The organism is Pseudomonas sp. B10 (genome assembly GCF_900156235.1).
Classification (GTDB): domain Bacteria; phylum Pseudomonadota; class Gammaproteobacteria; order Pseudomonadales; family Pseudomonadaceae; genus Aquipseudomonas; species Aquipseudomonas siliginis.
Genome location: NZ_LT707063.1, coordinates 888,804 through 904,552, shown reverse-complemented (window position 1 = coordinate 904,552; position 15,749 = coordinate 888,804). Strand labels below are relative to the sequence as shown.

The window sequence follows — 15,749 nt, the reverse complement described above, 5'->3', positions numbered from 1 at the left end:
ATTGATGGACCGATCACGCACCCCACGGCCCATTCGCGCAGGCATTTTGTAGCCGGCCGAAACTGTCATATTCCCTCCCACTCGTCTGCCCATAGTGACCAGCCCAACGCTGATTTCATGAGGCTGCACTGTGTTCCAACGTCTTCTGTGTTCGCTGTCCGTTCTGAGCCTGTCCATCGCCGCTGCCCACGCGGCCGAGCCTGTCAGCCTCGACACGCCGCGCTTGAGCGGCATCGACAACTTTCGCGACATCGCCGGCATCACCACCGCGTACTCCACCGCCCACGACGGCGTGATGCGCAGCGGCGTGTTCTACCGCTCCAACGCATTGACGCCGTCGGCGGCGGATCTGGCGACACTCAATGGTCTCGGCATCAAAGCCATTTACGACTTGCGCACGCCCAGCGAAATCGCCGCGACGCCCGACACGATGATCAGCGGCGCGTCCTACCGCAATATCGACATCATCGGCAGCACCACCTCGGGTGCGGACATCACCAATATCTCGTTCCACAGCGCCGCCGAAGCGGTGGCGATGATGGAGGACACCAACCGCGCGTTCGTCAGCGATGCCGGCATGCGCGGGCAGTTCGGCCAGTTGTTCAATGAGCTGGCCAGTGTCGACGCCGCGCAGTTGTTCCACTGCACCGCCGGCAAGGACCGCACCGGCTGGACCGCCGCCGTGTTGCAGAGCATCGCTGGCGTCGATGAGGCGACGATCATGGCCAATTATCTGGCGACCAACGACTACACCGCCGCCCGTGTCGCCGCGACCTTGAAAGCGCTGCCGCCGAGCATGGCCGCTGTCTACGAGCCGCTGCTCGGCGTTCAGGCCAGTTACTTGCAGGCCGGTCTCGACCAGGTCGCCGCTGAGTACGGCAGCATGGACAACTACCTCAAGCAGGGCCTCGGTCTGTCCCAGGAAACCATTTACGTACTGCGCGGCAAACTGGTCGAGTACAACAGCTTGCCGGGTCAGGCCGGGCTGGTCGGCAACGCCGCTGCCGGTGCTCAACTGCTGCAGCAGTTGCAGAATAGCGAGCTGTCCGGCACCTACAGCGCCTACAACTACTACCTGCAATCGGCGATCGACGCCGGCACTCTGGGCGGTGTCGAATCTCAAGTCGGCGGTCAGGTTCACGCTGATGCGGCCAGCTACCTGCTGCGGCAGAACGCGATGATCGAACAAGCCGCCGCACCGTTCGCCAGTGGCAGCGATTTGAAGGTCGGCCAATACCGCCTCTGGAGCACCGCGCTCGCCAGCTACCTCGGCACGGACGGCTCGGCCCATTCCGAGAGCAGCAACGAGCACAGCCAAGGCCTGATGCTCGGCATCACCCAGCGCTTCAGCGAACAACTCAGCGCACGCGGCGGCTTTGGCTACAGCAAGGGCAGCGTGGGCGGCGCGGGAGGCGAGGCCGATACTGACTTCACCTTCCTCAACCTCGGTGCGCGTTACGGCCTCACCAGCCTTGAGCGCGGCATGTTTGTCGATGCCAACGCCAGCGCCGGTTACGTCGACTACGACAGCAAACGCGAGCTCGGCGGTGGTGTCGGCACTGCCAAGGGCGACACTCACGGCAATCTCACCGGCGCGACCGTGGCGTTGGGTTATCGCCTGCCGCTGAGCAGCGTGATTGTCGAACCTAGCCTGGGCTTTCGCGTCAGTCATCTCGACTTGCAAGGTTTCAAAGAGAAGGGCAGTGAGCTGGCGCTCGACGTCGATGGCATCGAGCAGACCCGCCGTAGTGCAGTGGCCAACCTCGACGTGTCATTCGCCCCGGTGACGATGGGTGCGTGGCAGTTGGTCCCGGGCGTTCGCGTGGGCTATGAACGTGCGCTCGGCAATCAGCAAGTCGACAGCGAAGGCCAGCTGCTGGGGCTGGATATCGAGCAGCGCGCGGCGTTCGACAATCGCGACCAGTTCAGCGGCGGCGTTAATCTGATGGCCAACCTCGGCGCCCTGAGTGTAGGCGCTGAGGTCGGCGCCAACGGTGGCGGTGACAGCCATGGTTTCAATGGCGGACTCAAGGCCAGTTACGCGTTTTGAACACAGCGAGCCCGGCAAATTGCCGGGCTCTTGCGCTCAAGCATGCTGCGCACGCGAAGGTTGCGGTGTGCGTGCCGGCTGCGCGCTGGGTTCGGGCAGCGAGGCGACATGCACGGTGCGCGCCGGGAAGGCGAACGTCGCGTCCAGCTCGGCCACCGCTTCCATGATTGCCAGATTGATGCGTTGCTGCACGTCCATGTAGACGTTGTAACTAGCGTCCAGAACGATGTACACCGTTTCGAACTCCAGAGCGCTCTCACCAAAACTGCGGAAATGGCAACGGTCGAAGCGTGCCTGTTTTTCGTTCTTGATGATGCTTTCAACGCGTTGAGTGATCTGGCGGATCTGTTCGCTGGTGCACTCGTAAGTCAGACGAAACTCGAACACCACTCGACGTTCCTGCAAGCGTTTGTAGTTCTGAATGGTGCTGCCGATCATGTCGGCGTTGGCCATGACAATCTGCTCACCGCCGAGACTGCGGATGCGCGTGGTCTTCAGGCCGACGTGCTCGACCGTACCGGCCAGCGTGCCGACGACGATGAAATCACCCACCTCAAACGGCTTGTCGACGGCAATCGACAGCGAGGCGAACACGTCGCCGAGAATGTTCTGCACCGCCAGCGCCACCGCGATACCGCCGACACCGAGGCTGGCGACGAATGCAGTGATGTTCACGCCCAGGTTCGACAGCATCGCCAGCAGAATCACCGCCCACAGCAACACCTTGACGCCCCACAGGCTCAGGGTCGCCAATGCGCTCGCCTGAAAAGTGCCGGTCGCGTTATGCCGCGAGAAATACCGATGCAACCCCAGCGCCAGCGCGCGGTTGGTCCACAGGCCGACCTGCAACGCCGCCACGACGAACCATAAACTGCTGACCCGCCCGAGCCAGCGCTCGGGCAAATCCAGCAAACCGATGCCGACCAGAATCGATGCCAACAGCAGCAACGTGGTGCTGGTCGCCGCCAGCACTTCGCTGGCCATGTAGGTCAGATGCCCATTGCCGGCACTGGCCCGCGCCTGCACTTTGCGGAAAACGAAGCGGATCGCCGTGGTGGTCAGCAGATAACTGAGCGTCGCGGCGAGAGATGCCAGCACCCAGTTCGCCAGTGAAATTCCTAAAATCGTGTGAGCCGTGAAAAAGCCGATGAAATCCTCGGTCATGGAAACCCCCTTGCGAAGCCTGCACCGACGCGCGCAGAAACGCACCGTCGGTCGCAGCCAGGTAAACGCCGCTTGAATCGGCGGTGCCGTCAAACGACCTGTCTGGGTTAGTCGCCCTGAGATTCCTGCTGTTCAATCAAATGCAGGTTTCGCCGGACCGAATGGTCAACGCCTGGCCTTCAACTCCGCTGGGCTTACGCCGTAAGCGCTTTGAAAATACTGACAAAAGCGCCCGACATTACTGAAGCCAAAGCTCAACGCCACCTCCGTCACAGAGCCTGCATGCCCGCGCACCAACGCTTCATAGGCGCGCTGCAAACGCACCTGCCGCTGATACGCCACGATCGACATCCCGACAAAACGCCGAAAACCTTCCTGCAAGGCGCGCTGGCTGACATGGCTCAACCGCGCCAGATCCACGCCACTGACCAACTGCTGCGGATGCGCCTGAATAAACTCCATCGCCACCTTCACATGTCGCGGCGCCACACACGGCGCCGGCCCCCGTAAAGCCTCAGTGAAATTGTGCGGCCACGCCTCCAGCACCGCATCGATCAACATCTCGCGTAAGCGCGACGGCATCAGCGTGCCGCTGTTGATCAAGGCATCGAACTCAGTGCCCGTGGCCAGATCAATCAACGCCTTGAGGCCCTGAAATGCCGGGCTATTCAGATCCACGCTTGGCTCAAACACGATCTTCTGCACGACCGGTTTCTCCAGCAGCGCCGACAACCGCTCGGTGAGCTGCAGACGATTGATCGAAATGCCGTGATGCGCGTGATCGTCAACAAAGCGCATCGAACGGATGTCCGCCTTGTCGATTGCCAGACCGACATGCTCCATGCCGATGGACTCGGTGGCGTGGTTGAAAACGATCTTGCCGGCGGTGGGGATGACGAAAGTGATTTCGTTCTGCGGATCGGGGAGGGTGACGCTGAAGTCGCCGTGGTAATGCATACGCCGAAAACTCACCCCGTCGTGCCGCCCGTAGACACCCCCGATGATGATGTTGGAGGGCGGCGGCGGAGTATCGGCGTAGCGGTTGCCGAAGAGCCTGGAGAACAGGGCGCCGAAGTCGGAAGAGGTGAGGTTGTCGGAGCGCAGGATAATCTTTTGGCGGGGTGGGGAGGTGGCGGTGATGGGCGGCATTTTGGAATGCGGGCTCTTGGGGCGACGGTCGAGATCGGTCGAGCGTCGGAGGCGGGTGTGACGGTTCAGTGACAAGGCTGGAACCATGGACTGCTTTCAAGCAAGAGCAGACAGCCAATTAATCGCACTTGCATATTCCCGGCAGACAGATCACCACCTCGGAACATACTCGGGAAGGTACACATTCCAACGGCAGCTTCTGGCCGAAAAATAGATTCGAATATCTGGTGTCATTCGTAAGCAAACTGATCAATCAACCCCAGACGAGGAACACGTGTGTGGGGCCGCAACAAAGCGCCAGGAGCAATCACAGCGTTTGCGCCAATCTTGCAGCCGTCACCCACCAGCGCTCCGAATTTGCTGACGCCTGTTTCGATCACCTGATCTTCGTGGCGGATCTTGATATCGGCTCCGTCCAGTTCGTTACGGTAGTTGGCGATGATCGCACCGGCTTCAATATTTACCGCTTCGCCAATCAATGAGTCGCCGACGAAGTTGAAGTGGGCAAGCTTGCTGCCATCGAGCATGAAGGTACTTTTCAGCTCGCAGCTGGGGCCAACGATGCAGTTTTTGCCGAGGTATACACCTCCCCGTAGATAAGCCCCCGCCGCGACGAAGCAGCTTTCGCCGATGATGATTGCGCCTTTGAGAACGGCGCCTTGCTCAACAATGGCGGTTTCATGAATCGCACAATTGTTGTGGCGCCGGTATCCCGGGCCGAGCGTTTCAAGCAATTCCAGAATCCGGCTCTCGCAATCCTGAACCACCGCCCAAGGGGCAGAGGAGTCCACGCCCAGTAATGGCCATTGAGCGATGTAATCTTCGATTTTTGGCGATTTCATAAGAATCTTCCGAATAAGTGAGGCGTGGGTGGACTGTCGACGACTTGAACGACTCGCTACGCCTGCCAGTCGTACCTGTACAAGCATTTTCAAGGTACGGCGCAATGGATAAGACAATTACCGTGGATCAACTGGCCACCACTGATCTGAGATCAATCAACGAGATATGGCTCGGCGGAACCCATACCCAGTTATGTCTATGGCGTGCTGAACAGGTCTTCACCCACGAAATGCTTAGCGAGGGGACCCATGACCAAAATGTGCGACGCCTGTGCTTGCAGTTGGTTGACCCTGACGATCGAGACGCAGTGGCCCGTGTTGAGGCGGTAGCGCGCGAACGACTCGAAGAAATGGGCAAGCAGGGCGAGTTTTACCCGGCCGAGGCGGCGGACACTCGTCAATAGCCGCTCCGCATCTGATGAAAAGCGCTGCTGCTAAAGCAGCGCCTCAACCCTGCGTACATCCCCCAACGAATCACGCTGCATTGACTGAAAATTCTTTTCGATGGTTTCGCACAGCGCTTCCATTTGAATCTGGTGTTCGCTGTGGCGAAACGGGCTTTGCAGGTCGGTGCCGATGCGCTCGATGGCCAGCAGCATGAACCCGACCACGGTCGACGCCAGCGGCGTGAACCAGCCGAGGGATTCCACCAGACCTATCGGGACGATCAGGCAGAACAGCGAAATGAACAGCCGTGGGAAATACACATAAGGGTAGGGCAGCGGGGTATTGGCGATCCGCTCCATGCCGCCTTGGCTGTTGGACAAGTCCACCAGGGTCGACTCGAGCCGCGCCAGGCGAATACTGTCCAGATGCCCGGCCTTGTATTCGCGAGCGAGCAAAGTCGCTGAGCCGGTGAGGATATCGTTGGCAAAGTTATTGGTTGTGCCACTGCGGGCGAATTCTTCGGCGGGAATAAACGCCCGCACCTCGTCGGGACATGGCTGGCCCTGTAGGTGCGCGGCGAGGCAATTCACGTAAGCGACGTGGCGGCGCAACAGCGTCGATTTAACCGGGTTAACCTCGCCACCTGCGTCGTCCAGCAGCGTCAGCACCTGCCGGGCGAAGCTGCGGGAATTGTTGATCATCGACCCCCACAGCGTCCGCGCTTCCCACCAGCGGTTGTAAGCGCTGCTGTTGCGAAAACTGATCAACACGATCAACGCCGAACCGAGCAAGGTCAGCGGCATCAACGGCAGGTTCAGCTTGGCGTTGAGAAACAGCATGAAGTCGACGGTGACGGCGATGTCCCAGAGCAGCAACCAGAACAAAGACCAGCCCACGTAACCCAGGGTCTTGATGATCAGACGGTATTTTTTGACGATGGCAGCTTTCAAACGGAAACCTCGTGGCGAGCTGTTTGCTTAAACGCTTAAGCTCGGACGATGCTTGGCACCGGCAGTTCCCTGGTGGGGCGGTCAGCCGTCAGTCAGTCTGCAAAGTCTGGCCCTGTGCAGGGCGAATGCTTTCAAGAAAAATCCTCGTCTCTCGATTCGACCGCAGATGAACCACCCGGCAAGCCGATGGCGCCGTTGACACGAATTGGCGCATTTTGGCTCGCGAGGTTTTTCTCGTCCGCCACATGAACTTTAGAAACTCCGGCAGATTCGCCAGCTGTTCGGGGCAGTTTTCCGGCAAGTCGGGCCGAGACTGACCGTGGTTGAGCAGCGTTCTACGCAGGACGCGCAAGAATCGAAGCGGTGGCGAACGATCGATCCAGATCAGCAGATCTGCACGGGCGACGCGATTTTCCCAAGTTGTCGAATGGCCACCTTCGAATATCCAGCGATCACGCGCCTCGACTTCCAGGCAGAGTCGGGTCTTCTCATCCGGGCTTCGCTCGATCCAGCCTGGCTGCCAATGGATCGTGTCGATATGCACGACCGGCAACCCCGTGCGCTCACCAAGCCTGCGCGCCAACGTACTTTTGCCAGACCCAGGCTGACCAACAATCATCACCCGTTGCATCGAAGCTCCTTCTCGCTCTGCAAGCTGATTTTTTGGGCGGGCGATTCTACGGCAATGCCTGTCTCAGTCAATGACCGTTGAACGCTACGCTGGGTTTTGCCGCGCTCCCGCCACACTGGCTCGGCGGTCCGCCCGCTCGCCGAGTCGCCATCCCAGCAGCCCCCACAGCAGTGCGCACAACGCGCCGACCAGCGCTGCCATGCCTGCACCTTGGCCGAGGGCGTCCAGCGCGCTTTTTGCCCAGGCACTGATGGCGTCGCCGGCGCGGTAGACCACGGTGTCGATGAAGTTCTTTGCCTTGTACTTGCTTTCGGCATCGAGCGGGGCAAACAGCATCTCTCGGCCTGGGCGCACGAAGGCGTATTCACCGATGCGGCGCACGATCATCAGCGCGGCGATCAGGCCAAAGCTGGGCGCGAAGATCAGTCCGATAAACCCAGCACACATGATCAGCGGCACCATGGCCAACAGCACGCCGACGCCGAGCCTTTGCGCGAGGCGTCCAGTGATGAACAGCTGACAGAGCAGGGCGCCCGCCTGCACGACAAAGTCGATGATGCCGAACACGCGCACCTGCGCCTCGCGGTCCGGGAAGTGTTCGGCGACGACGCGTGCCTGCTCGAAGTAAAGGAAGGTGGAGACTGTCGCCAGCAGTACCACAAAACCGCAGATGCCGAGCAGATAGGGTGATTTCAAAACGGCCGTCATACCGCTGAACGGATTGCCCGGCAACGGCCTGCGAGGGCTTTCGCTCGGCGCGGCATCGGGGCGTCCTGCGCCACCCCGTTCACGCCAGTGCATCAGCTGGCGCTTGAACCACATCGCAGCGGCCAGCAGAACAGCGGCCAGCAGCATCAGGCCGGACTCACCCAGGGGACCGATCAGCAAGGCGCTCAGCGCAGGGCCACTCAGGCCGCCGACGCTGGCGCCCGCCGCGATGAACGCGAACAGACGTTTGGCCTGGGCACTGTCGAAGACATCGGCCATCAGGCTCCAGGCGACCGATACGACAAACAGGTTGTAGACCGATATCCACACGTAAAACACGCGCGCCAGCCACGGGCTTTCCTCACCCAGGAACAAGGCGGCGAACAACAGCAGGTTGGTGCAGAAGAATCCGTACACCCAGTCCACGAAATGCAGGCGCGGCACGCGTGCGCTGAGCCAGGCGAACAGCGGCACGGCCGCCAGCATGACCAGGAAGGTCGCGGTGAACAGCCACTGCAAGTTCTCGACGCCGGCAGTGATGCCCATCGATTCGCGGATCGGGCGGAGCATGAAATAGCCGGCGAACAGGCAAACGAACAGCAGAAAACCGTTGAGCGCAGGGCGCAGCTCGTGAGCCTCGGCATTGATGATGGCGCCGGCGCGGTGGGCAAGAAGAGACGTATCCATGTTGCGCTCCTGTGGGAGTGGCGGGGCAATGGCACGGGGCCTGCCCGTGCCGGGCGGTCAGCGGTAGGTGACGCCAGTCAGTCGCTCGGAGAGTTGCCACAGTGTGGCCGAATTCGAGCGATCGGCAGCGGCCGGTGGCATCTTGGCGAAGCCCAGCGGCCCGCGCTTCTCGTTATCACCGGTAGGGCCGTAGTAGGCGCCGCCAACCGCCTCCAGCGCCGTCGCCGCATATAAGGTGGGCAGCGCGCCCTGCGCTGCGGAATGATACCTGTCCCGCTCTACAGCCCATTGTTTGCCGAATTCACTGTCCAGGCCAGGTCCACGGGCGATCAATTCGGTCACGGCAACGCCGGGGTGAGCGGCGATGCTGCGTATTCCCCAACCGGCGGCGTCGCTGCGCTGCTGCAGCTCGATACTCCATTTGAGTATCGCCAGTTTCGATTGGCTGTAGCTGGCGAAAGGGTCGTAAGCACGCTCAGCCTGCAGGTCATCGAAGTTCAGGCTTGCGCGCCCGGCGGCGATGCTCGACAGGCTGACCACCCGACCATCGTCGCTTTTGCGTAGCAGAGGCATCAGCAGGCCGGTCAAGGCGAAATGCCCCAGGTAATTGGTCGCCAGTTGCATCTCGTAGCCATCGGCGGAAACGCCGCGAACAGGCGGCGACATGATCGCGGCGTTATTGATCAGCACGTCGAGTCTCGGCAGGCGCCCTCGCAGACGGTTGGCGAGGTCGCGCACCGATTGCAGATTGGCAAGGTCCAGCGTTTCGAATTGCACGCGCGCCTCGGGCACGGCTTGCTTGATCTTCGTAATCGCTTCGCGGCCGCGCTCGGCGTTGCGTGCGGCGATGATCACCTCGGCACCGGCGCGCGTCAGGGCCAGCGCGTCTTCATAGCCCATGCCGCTGGTCCCTCCGGTCACCAGCACGATGCGGCCTTTCTGGCTGGGCATGTCGTGGGTTGACCAGTCCGGCTTCGGCTCCGTTCGGGAAGTCGCCTGCGCAGCCAGTGTGCCGGCCATCGCGGAAATGGCGAACAGCATTCGGGTGGCCTTGAGAAGGCGTTGGGTCGCGGTATTGCTTGGCGTAGCGGGTGAATGGCTCATCGGGGGATTCTCATTCGCTTGACAGGTTCCCGGTTGGCGGGGGCGAGTGAGCAGTATCGGTGTACGAATGCGCGAGGATAAGTCGGGCATTGGTGGATGGCCCGTACGGCATGGCGTACAGTCAGGCGCTTGCGGAGGAAGCGTCCATGCGTAAACCAAACCTTACCGATGTATCGATATTTGCTGCGGTGGTCGAGGCAGGGGGATTTCGTGCTGCCGCGCAAAAGCGCGGGCTGTCCGCCTCGTCGTTGAGCGACTGCATGCGCCGGCTGGAAAGCGATCTGGGCGTGCGCCTGCTCAATCGAACCACGCGCAGCGTCACGCCGACGGCAGCCGGCGAGCGATTGCTCGAGCGCCTGCGCCCGGCCTTGCAAGAAATCGACGCCGCTTTCAACGATCTCGACGACGACGCTCAGCGCCCGGTCGGCACGCTCAAACTCAATGTGCCAGTGCCGGTGGCACGCTTTCTGTTGCCCGACCTGCTGGCGCGTTTTCTGCGCCTTTATCCAGGGGTCAGTGTCGAAGTCGTCATGGACAACACCTTTGTCGACGTCAATGCTGGCGGGTATGACGCCGGCGTGCGCTATGAAGAGAGCCTGGCCAAGGACATGATCGCCGTGCCCATCGGCCCGCGTCGCCAACGCTTCGTTGCAGCCGCCGCCCCGGGCTATCTGGCTGAACGCGGTACGCCCACTCACCCCGAAGAACTGCCGGGTCATGACCTGCTTGGCCATCGGTTCGAGAGTGGCAAAGTCGGCGTATTCGAGTTCCATCGAGACGGCCGTATCGTGCGTATCCCGCCTCAGGGGCAACTGCTGACATCGTCGCACGATCTGAAAATTCGCTCGGCCATCAACGGACTGGGCATCGTCTATACCTTCGAGGACTTCCTGCGCGAGCCGCTCTCCGATGGTCGACTGGTGCCGATTCTCGAGGACTGGTGGCAGGCCTTCGACGGTCCGTTTCTGTATTACCACGGCCGCCGTCACATGCCTTCGCCGCTGAGGGCGTTTGTGGATTTTTTGCGGGGGGAAGGGGAGATTGCGGAAAGCTCAGGTGTTTGAAGCGCGGTTTCGTGAGGCGAATACATGGCCTGGCAGCAGAGGGCCCATGGCGACTGGCAGCAATCGGCCAGGAGCAGACATTGGAGCAATACACTAGACACTATGGTGGCAAAACAGTAGCTTGCAGGGCAGGCCTTTCGAAAACGGTAATGGGGGCGCCGAATAGAAAAAGGCTCAAGAATAAAAATACGGGAGGTTGCATGTTTGAGCCCATAGAAGCACTGGATATCTACAACAAAAATGTCAATATTCTGATCGGCTCTGGTGCTTCGGCGAACTTATTTCCAACCTTGGGATTGCAGATCAAGGATGCGCTCGGCAATTGGGAAACGATTGAAACACTATCGACAAAGTATGCACTGCGCCCTGAGAAGAATGCAGCGCTGTTTATGCATTATTACAACACGTGCATTCATCCGGTTCAGACGTTTTCCCCCTCAGCGATTGTCACGGCTGAGGGACTGGAAAATCTTCATAATTACGAAGTTTTTTTGCGTACGCTATTAGGTTTTTTGGAAAGAAGAAAGGATGTCAATCGTAAGATAAACATTTTCACAACCAATTATGATGGCTGCTTGGCTCACGCCGCTGATCGGCTGCTGATGAAAGGGGCGCACGAATTTTTCGTGAACGATGGGACTTCAGGGTTTTACAAGAAGCATTTGCACGCGAAGAACTTTAACACCTTTCAGTGCCAGACCGGTGTCTTCGAGCGTGCCGCGTACGGCGTCCCGCAGATCAATATTATTCACCTGCATGGCTCGGTTTACTGGGCAAAGAGCGGGGACAAGATCGAAGTGAGTTACAAGAATGACTTCAAAAACCTTCTGAGCCCGCACGTCGTCAAAAATATTTCGGAATTCTCTAGTTATCTTGTCACAGAAGGGGGCGTCACGGACGAGATTCCTTTGGTAAAGCTTACTCACAATCAGATGGAAAGATTCTGGTACGAGTACAATAAGCTTCCAATTGTGAACCCCACAAAGTGGAAGTTTCATGAGACGGTTTTTGAAGAGCATTACTATCAGATGCTCAGGCTACTCAGTTATGAACTGGAACGGCCTAACTCAATCTTGATTACATTCGGGTTCTCCTTTGCGGATGAGCACATCTTGAAACTCGTGCAGCGCTCGCTATCGAATCCCAAACTTCAGACGTTTGTCTGTGCATACAGCCAACGAGGCGCACAGAAAATGCGTGAAGAGTTTTGTGCGTGGAGAAACGTCAAGATCATCGGCCCGCCCGCGGGGGCTGACTTGAATTTTGCCAATTTTAATAAGCATGTGCTTTCGCTGAGCCCGCAGGCCTACGTGCCGGGAGATGCTCCCTAATGGCAATTCGGGTAGGTGAGGTTATTGCCGTCAATGGCATCAAGATTACCTTGAGGATATTTGAGGATTCAAACCAAGAAACTCTCTTTCACAAAGGTATAAAGTACAGGGGTGTTTCAATCAGAGAACATCTGCTGATTCAGCGAGGGTTCATTGATATTGTGTGCCTGGTTGAAGGTGAATACCTGGATGAGCGCAAGCTGGACGAAACAGCAGAAAAAACCGTCTATATCAGGAAAGTGGATGTTCGGCCCATTGGCTATGTGGCCGATAATAAGTTCTATGAAGGCGTGAAATACATGCCGATGATTAGGGATTGTGCCTCTCTCCTCAGTGAGGAGATGGTTGGTAGGATCTACGGTGTTAACGACGATGCCAGTTTTACCATCGGTGTGATGTTGAAAGAAAATATTCCCATCAGCCTCCCGTGGACACGGCTGTTCAATAGTCATCTGGGCATTTTTGGTAACACTGGCAGTGGGAAGTCGAACACGCTCGCAAAACTCTATACGACGTTGTTTCGGGAAAAACTTTCGGGATTAAAAGGGAAAAGCCAGTTCGTTATCATTGATTTTAATGGTGAATATACGGGAGGTCAGATCTTGGCCACCCAAGATAAGAAGGTTACGGTTTTAGATTCCAAGAAAGGGGCACAAAAATTCACGCTGGAAAGTGCTCACTTTTGGGATTCGGAAACCCTCAGCTTGCTTTTCCAGGCAACCACCAACACTCAGGCACCGTTTCTCCGACGAGTCCTGATGGGCAGGGAAAAATTTAAAGACCTACCGCTCTCCCATTATCTGGAAAAAACGTTTGAGCGAGCATTTGCTGCTGCTGAGCCTAAAGCGGAGGCGCTAGAGATAACACGTGAGATCGCCAGAATTATAGGCTCGGAGGCATTGCAGCACCACTTGGCAGGTGTCAAATACCATGCACAGAACAAATACTTCAGAGCGTTGGAAGGGCACTACTACGATTCTGATGGGAAAGCGTTTGCTGCCTTCTTAAAGCCTTTCCTTGCCGCGCATGTGAAGCTGGACGCGCTCGACCAGTTCGATGAGCTGCTTTTGCGTTGCTATTTACAGCTTTGTGGTGATGTGGTTATGGGCTATGCACAATATGAGCATATCCAGCCCGTCTTGGTCAGGGCTAGGTCTTCTCTGGCGGGATTGCGCAACGTGTTGCATATTGTCGATGCACCACCTCCTTCATTCCTTCTGCACGTCATCTCACTAAAAAAATGCAAGAACGATGTAAAAAAGATTTTGCCGATGCTTATTGCGAAGAATTTTTATGTGAATCACAAAGAAGCAGAAGGGTTGAACAGCCCACCTACTAAAACCTTGCACTTGATTATTGATGAGACACACAACATTCTCTCAGAGCAATCAACAAGAGAGCATGAGATTTGGAAGGATTATCGACTGGAATTGTTTGAGGAGATAATCAAGGAAGGAAGAAAATATGGCGTGTACCTGACGCTCTCCAGCCAGCGGCCTGCGGACATTTCTCCTACTATCGTTTCTCAAATACACAACTTCTTCATTCATCGCCTAGTAAACGAACGCGATTTGATGCTGTTGGATAACACAATCAGCACATTGGACGCTTCGTCCAAATCGTTGATACCCTCGCTAGCTAAAGGGTGCTGTGTACTTACTGGAACGGCCTTTGATTTACCGATGATCCTAAAGATAGATCCTCTGCTTGAAGGACATAGGCCTGCGAGCGATGACGTTAATCTTGAGGCGCTGTGGGCCGACCAATAGCGTGTGTCACACGATGAGCCACGGATTGGCATGTCCAACATCTTGATCCGTAGCCGACATCTCATCGTGATTTTTTGTATGTAAATATCCCTCAGGCTTGACCGCTCCGCATGGATGAAGGACGTCCGCGCATGTCGTTTTTTCAGTCTTGGAGGGCAGCTATTGGCCGGAAGCTGACGGTCAGGAGCGGCAGCTCACGGCCAAAAACAGTCAGTCAGATAGCGACTGCTATGCTCGTGATTATAATTTTTGGAGGATACATTGCGACCGAATCAAAAGGGTCGAGACGTTAATCTTTTTGCAGGTCTAAGCCGAAGCGCTTTCGCCTAATGTAGTATAGAGGATTGTGGAAAAGGAAAGCGAAATGACTAGATGGATTCAGGAGTTCAACCAACACCCGTTCAACTATGTATGGAAGGATCTGCTGGAAGCAGTCAAAACTGTAGGCGTTGACGACGTTACTGTTGCGACTACTGTACAAGAGTTGGCCAGGTTAAAAAAAGCGCTATCCTTCATTGATGGCATAATCAGTAGTGCCGACCTTGAGCTCACACCTAAGTCAATCTGGGCAAGCAGTCAAAGCCAAGCAGATGCATGTTTAAGTCAAGTGCAGCATTATGACAGCAGTCGGAATGTGGCGCATCTTATTCAAGCAAACGAGCATGCCGATAATCTTCTTACCTATGTTCGACCTTACATGGTGCACCCTAAAGATGCAATTAAGGCATACGGTGTGGCCGTCAAAGCTTTCTCCGATCAAGTTTCGGATTACATCGGCGCCTTTCAGTCGAAAACATCGGAGACCCAATCTAACTTAGATGTATCTGTACGCAAAGCTGTGGAGCAGATCAGGGTAATTGAGGAGATTGAACAACGAGTAAAGAATTTTGACGCGTATCTGTTCGACGGGGTAGATGGCAACGATCCTGCAGAGAAATTTTTTGCACGAGCGCTTTCTAATGCTGAAAGTCAACATCAATCTATAAGTGACTTGCATCAGAAGTTACTGGTTAATCCTGGCTCGGTGTCTGAAAAAATCACAAATTTTGAACAGGAAATTTCAGAGTTCAGAAATACGCAGAATGAGTTGACCAAAGAGTCAGTATCTAAGCACAAGGACTTGGAACATTTTTACGAGCGCGTTTTTGGTCGTCCTTTAGCGGATGATGATGAAATCCAAGATGACGGTTTGAAGCGAGAACTAGACCTCAGATTTGAACAGCTTGCTACTTACGAAACAGAACAAGCAACACGTCAAGAGGCACTATTTACGCGTATTGAGTCTCTACTTCCCGGCGCTACCAGTGCTGGGTTGGCCTCATCATACAAGACTCTCAAAGATAATTTTGAGAAACCGATATCCAATTATACACGTGCCTTCTATGGAGCAATGCTTGCATTGCTACTGGGCGGACTAGCACTAGTTATAGATAGCTTCACGTTATGGCCGTTTCACATAGAGCTTTCTAGGGCTGCAAATTGGGAGGAAATGCTCCGCACGTTGCTCACCCGCCTTCCAGTAATAATACCAGTAGTCTGGTTTGCGATATTCTCAGCGACGCGTCGTAGCCAATATGAAAGACTGCAACAAGAGTACGCTCACAAAGAAGCGTTTGCATCATCATATGAAAGCTATAAGAAGCAATTGCAAGAACTTAAGATAGATGCAGACTTATTGCAGCAAGAGTTGATCGCTAAAGCTATCGAGGCAATCGCTTTTAATGCTTCAAAAACATTAGACGGGAAACATGAAGAAAAGCTACCCATGATGCAGCTTTTAGAGAAAGTTAATCTGGATGAGCTAAAGAAGCTTCTGGAATTAGTAAGAAGCAAATAGCGACTCAAGTGCACAGCTGATCTTGTTTGCAGCCGAGAAAGCGCTACGCTAAAGACTCCTTACGTCGTTTTGGGGG

Annotated in this window: 13 protein-coding genes; 6 read left to right on the top strand and 7 right to left on the bottom strand. The window is 56.3% G+C overall.

Going from position 1 to position 15,749, the window contains the following annotated elements; genetic code table 11:
• Window positions 1–130 precede the first annotated feature (130 nt).
• Window positions 131–2,050: a tyrosine-protein phosphatase gene (locus BXA01_RS03935; RefSeq protein ID WP_076563288.1), complete on the top strand. Its 1,920-nt coding sequence runs from the start codon at window positions 131–133 to the stop codon at window positions 2,048–2,050.
• A gap of 36 nt (window positions 2,051–2,086) precedes the next feature.
• Here BXA01_RS03935 and BXA01_RS03930 read toward each other — a convergent pair whose 3' ends face one another.
• The 3 genes from BXA01_RS03930 to BXA01_RS03920 form a co-directional block, all read right to left on the bottom strand.
• Entirely contained in the window at window positions 2,087–3,214 is a 1,128-nt protein-coding gene (locus tag BXA01_RS03930) for a mechanosensitive ion channel family protein (RefSeq protein ID WP_076563287.1), read from the bottom strand.
• Window positions 3,215–3,379: 165 nt separating this feature from the next.
• Complete coding sequence (locus tag BXA01_RS03925) at window positions 3,380–4,363, bottom strand: helix-turn-helix transcriptional regulator (RefSeq protein ID WP_076567660.1); 984 nt, start codon at window positions 4,361–4,363, stop codon at window positions 3,380–3,382.
• A gap of 230 nt (window positions 4,364–4,593) precedes the next feature.
• On the bottom strand, window positions 4,594–5,205 hold the full coding sequence (locus BXA01_RS03920; RefSeq protein ID WP_076563286.1) for a transferase: 612 nt from the start codon (window positions 5,203–5,205) through the stop codon (window positions 4,594–4,596).
• 104 nt (window positions 5,206–5,309) lie between these two features.
• Here BXA01_RS03920 and BXA01_RS03915 point away from each other — a divergent pair, with 104 nt between their 5' ends.
• Window positions 5,310–5,609: a hypothetical protein gene (locus BXA01_RS03915; RefSeq protein WP_076563285.1), complete on the top strand. Its 300-nt coding sequence runs from the start codon at window positions 5,310–5,312 to the stop codon at window positions 5,607–5,609.
• 30 nt (window positions 5,610–5,639) lie between these two features.
• Here the strand turns inward: BXA01_RS03915 and BXA01_RS03910 are convergent, their stop codons facing one another.
• The 4 genes from BXA01_RS03910 to BXA01_RS03895 form a co-directional block, all read right to left on the bottom strand.
• Window positions 5,640–6,542, bottom strand: a complete 903-nt coding sequence (locus BXA01_RS03910) for a bestrophin family protein (protein WP_076563284.1) — start codon at window positions 6,540–6,542, stop codon at window positions 5,640–5,642.
• 88 nt (window positions 6,543–6,630) lie between these two features.
• Complete coding sequence (locus BXA01_RS03905; protein WP_076563283.1) at window positions 6,631–7,173, bottom strand: AAA family ATPase; 543 nt, start codon at window positions 7,171–7,173, stop codon at window positions 6,631–6,633.
• A gap of 84 nt (window positions 7,174–7,257) precedes the next feature.
• Window positions 7,258–8,568 carry an NTP/NDP exchange transporter gene (locus tag BXA01_RS03900; RefSeq protein ID WP_076563282.1) on the bottom strand — a complete coding sequence of 437 codons (1,311 nt, stop codon included), beginning with the start codon at window positions 8,566–8,568 and terminating at the stop codon, window positions 7,258–7,260.
• 57 nt (window positions 8,569–8,625) lie between these two features.
• Window positions 8,626–9,672, bottom strand: coding sequence for an SDR family oxidoreductase (locus tag BXA01_RS03895; protein ID WP_076563281.1), 1,047 nt, complete (start codon window positions 9,670–9,672; stop codon window positions 8,626–8,628).
• 146 nt (window positions 9,673–9,818) lie between these two features.
• On the opposite strand from BXA01_RS03895, the gene BXA01_RS03890 reads away from it, so the two are divergent.
• The 4 genes from BXA01_RS03890 to BXA01_RS03875 all read left to right on the top strand — a co-directional run bounded on the left by BXA01_RS03890 (window position 9,819) and on the right by BXA01_RS03875 (window position 15,673).
• Window positions 9,819–10,736: a LysR family transcriptional regulator gene (locus tag BXA01_RS03890; protein ID WP_076567658.1), complete on the top strand. Its 918-nt coding sequence runs from the start codon at window positions 9,819–9,821 to the stop codon at window positions 10,734–10,736.
• Between the two features lie 200 nt (window positions 10,737–10,936).
• The gene (locus BXA01_RS03885) at window positions 10,937–12,067 is read left to right on the top strand and encodes an SIR2 family protein (RefSeq protein WP_076563280.1); all 1,131 of its coding nucleotides are present in this window, start codon (window positions 10,937–10,939) and stop codon (window positions 12,065–12,067) included.
• Window positions 12,067–13,836 carry an ATP-binding protein gene (locus tag BXA01_RS03880; protein WP_076563279.1) on the top strand — a complete coding sequence of 590 codons (1,770 nt, stop codon included), beginning with the start codon at window positions 12,067–12,069 and terminating at the stop codon, window positions 13,834–13,836. Before BXA01_RS03885 ends, BXA01_RS03880 begins: the two co-directional genes overlap by 1 nt.
• Window positions 13,837–14,200: 364 nt before the next feature.
• Complete coding sequence (locus BXA01_RS03875) at window positions 14,201–15,673, top strand: hypothetical protein (protein ID WP_076563278.1); 1,473 nt, start codon at window positions 14,201–14,203, stop codon at window positions 15,671–15,673.
• The last annotated feature ends 76 nt before the right edge of the window (window positions 15,674–15,749 follow it).

What these genes read in the sequence shown, in the direction of transcription:
- BXA01_RS03930 (WP_076563287.1), bottom strand. Translation starts at nt 3,214, where the DNA reads ATGACCGAGGATTTCATCGGCTTTTTCACGGCTCACACGATTTTAGGA.
- BXA01_RS03925 (WP_076567660.1), bottom strand. Translation starts at nt 4,363, where the DNA reads ATGCCGCCCATCACCGCCACCTCCCCACCCCGCCAAAAGATTATCCTG.
- BXA01_RS03920 (WP_076563286.1), bottom strand. Translation starts at nt 5,205, where the DNA reads ATGAAATCGCCAAAAATCGAAGATTACATCGCTCAATGGCCATTACTG.
- BXA01_RS03915 (WP_076563285.1), top strand. Translation starts at nt 5,310, where the DNA reads ATGGATAAGACAATTACCGTGGATCAACTGGCCACCACTGATCTGAGA.
- BXA01_RS03905 (WP_076563283.1), bottom strand. Translation starts at nt 7,173, where the DNA reads ATGCAACGGGTGATGATTGTTGGTCAGCCTGGGTCTGGCAAAAGTACG.
- BXA01_RS03900 (WP_076563282.1), bottom strand. Translation starts at nt 8,568, where the DNA reads ATGGATACGTCTCTTCTTGCCCACCGCGCCGGCGCCATCATCAATGCC.
- BXA01_RS03895 (WP_076563281.1), bottom strand. Translation starts at nt 9,672, where the DNA reads ATGAGCCATTCACCCGCTACGCCAAGCAATACCGCGACCCAACGCCTT.
- BXA01_RS03890 (WP_076567658.1), top strand. Translation starts at nt 9,819, where the DNA reads ATGCGTAAACCAAACCTTACCGATGTATCGATATTTGCTGCGGTGGTC.
- BXA01_RS03885 (WP_076563280.1), top strand. Translation starts at nt 10,937, where the DNA reads ATGTTTGAGCCCATAGAAGCACTGGATATCTACAACAAAAATGTCAAT.
- BXA01_RS03880 (WP_076563279.1), top strand. Translation starts at nt 12,067, where the DNA reads ATGGCAATTCGGGTAGGTGAGGTTATTGCCGTCAATGGCATCAAGATT.
- BXA01_RS03875 (WP_076563278.1), top strand. Translation starts at nt 14,201, where the DNA reads ATGACTAGATGGATTCAGGAGTTCAACCAACACCCGTTCAACTATGTA.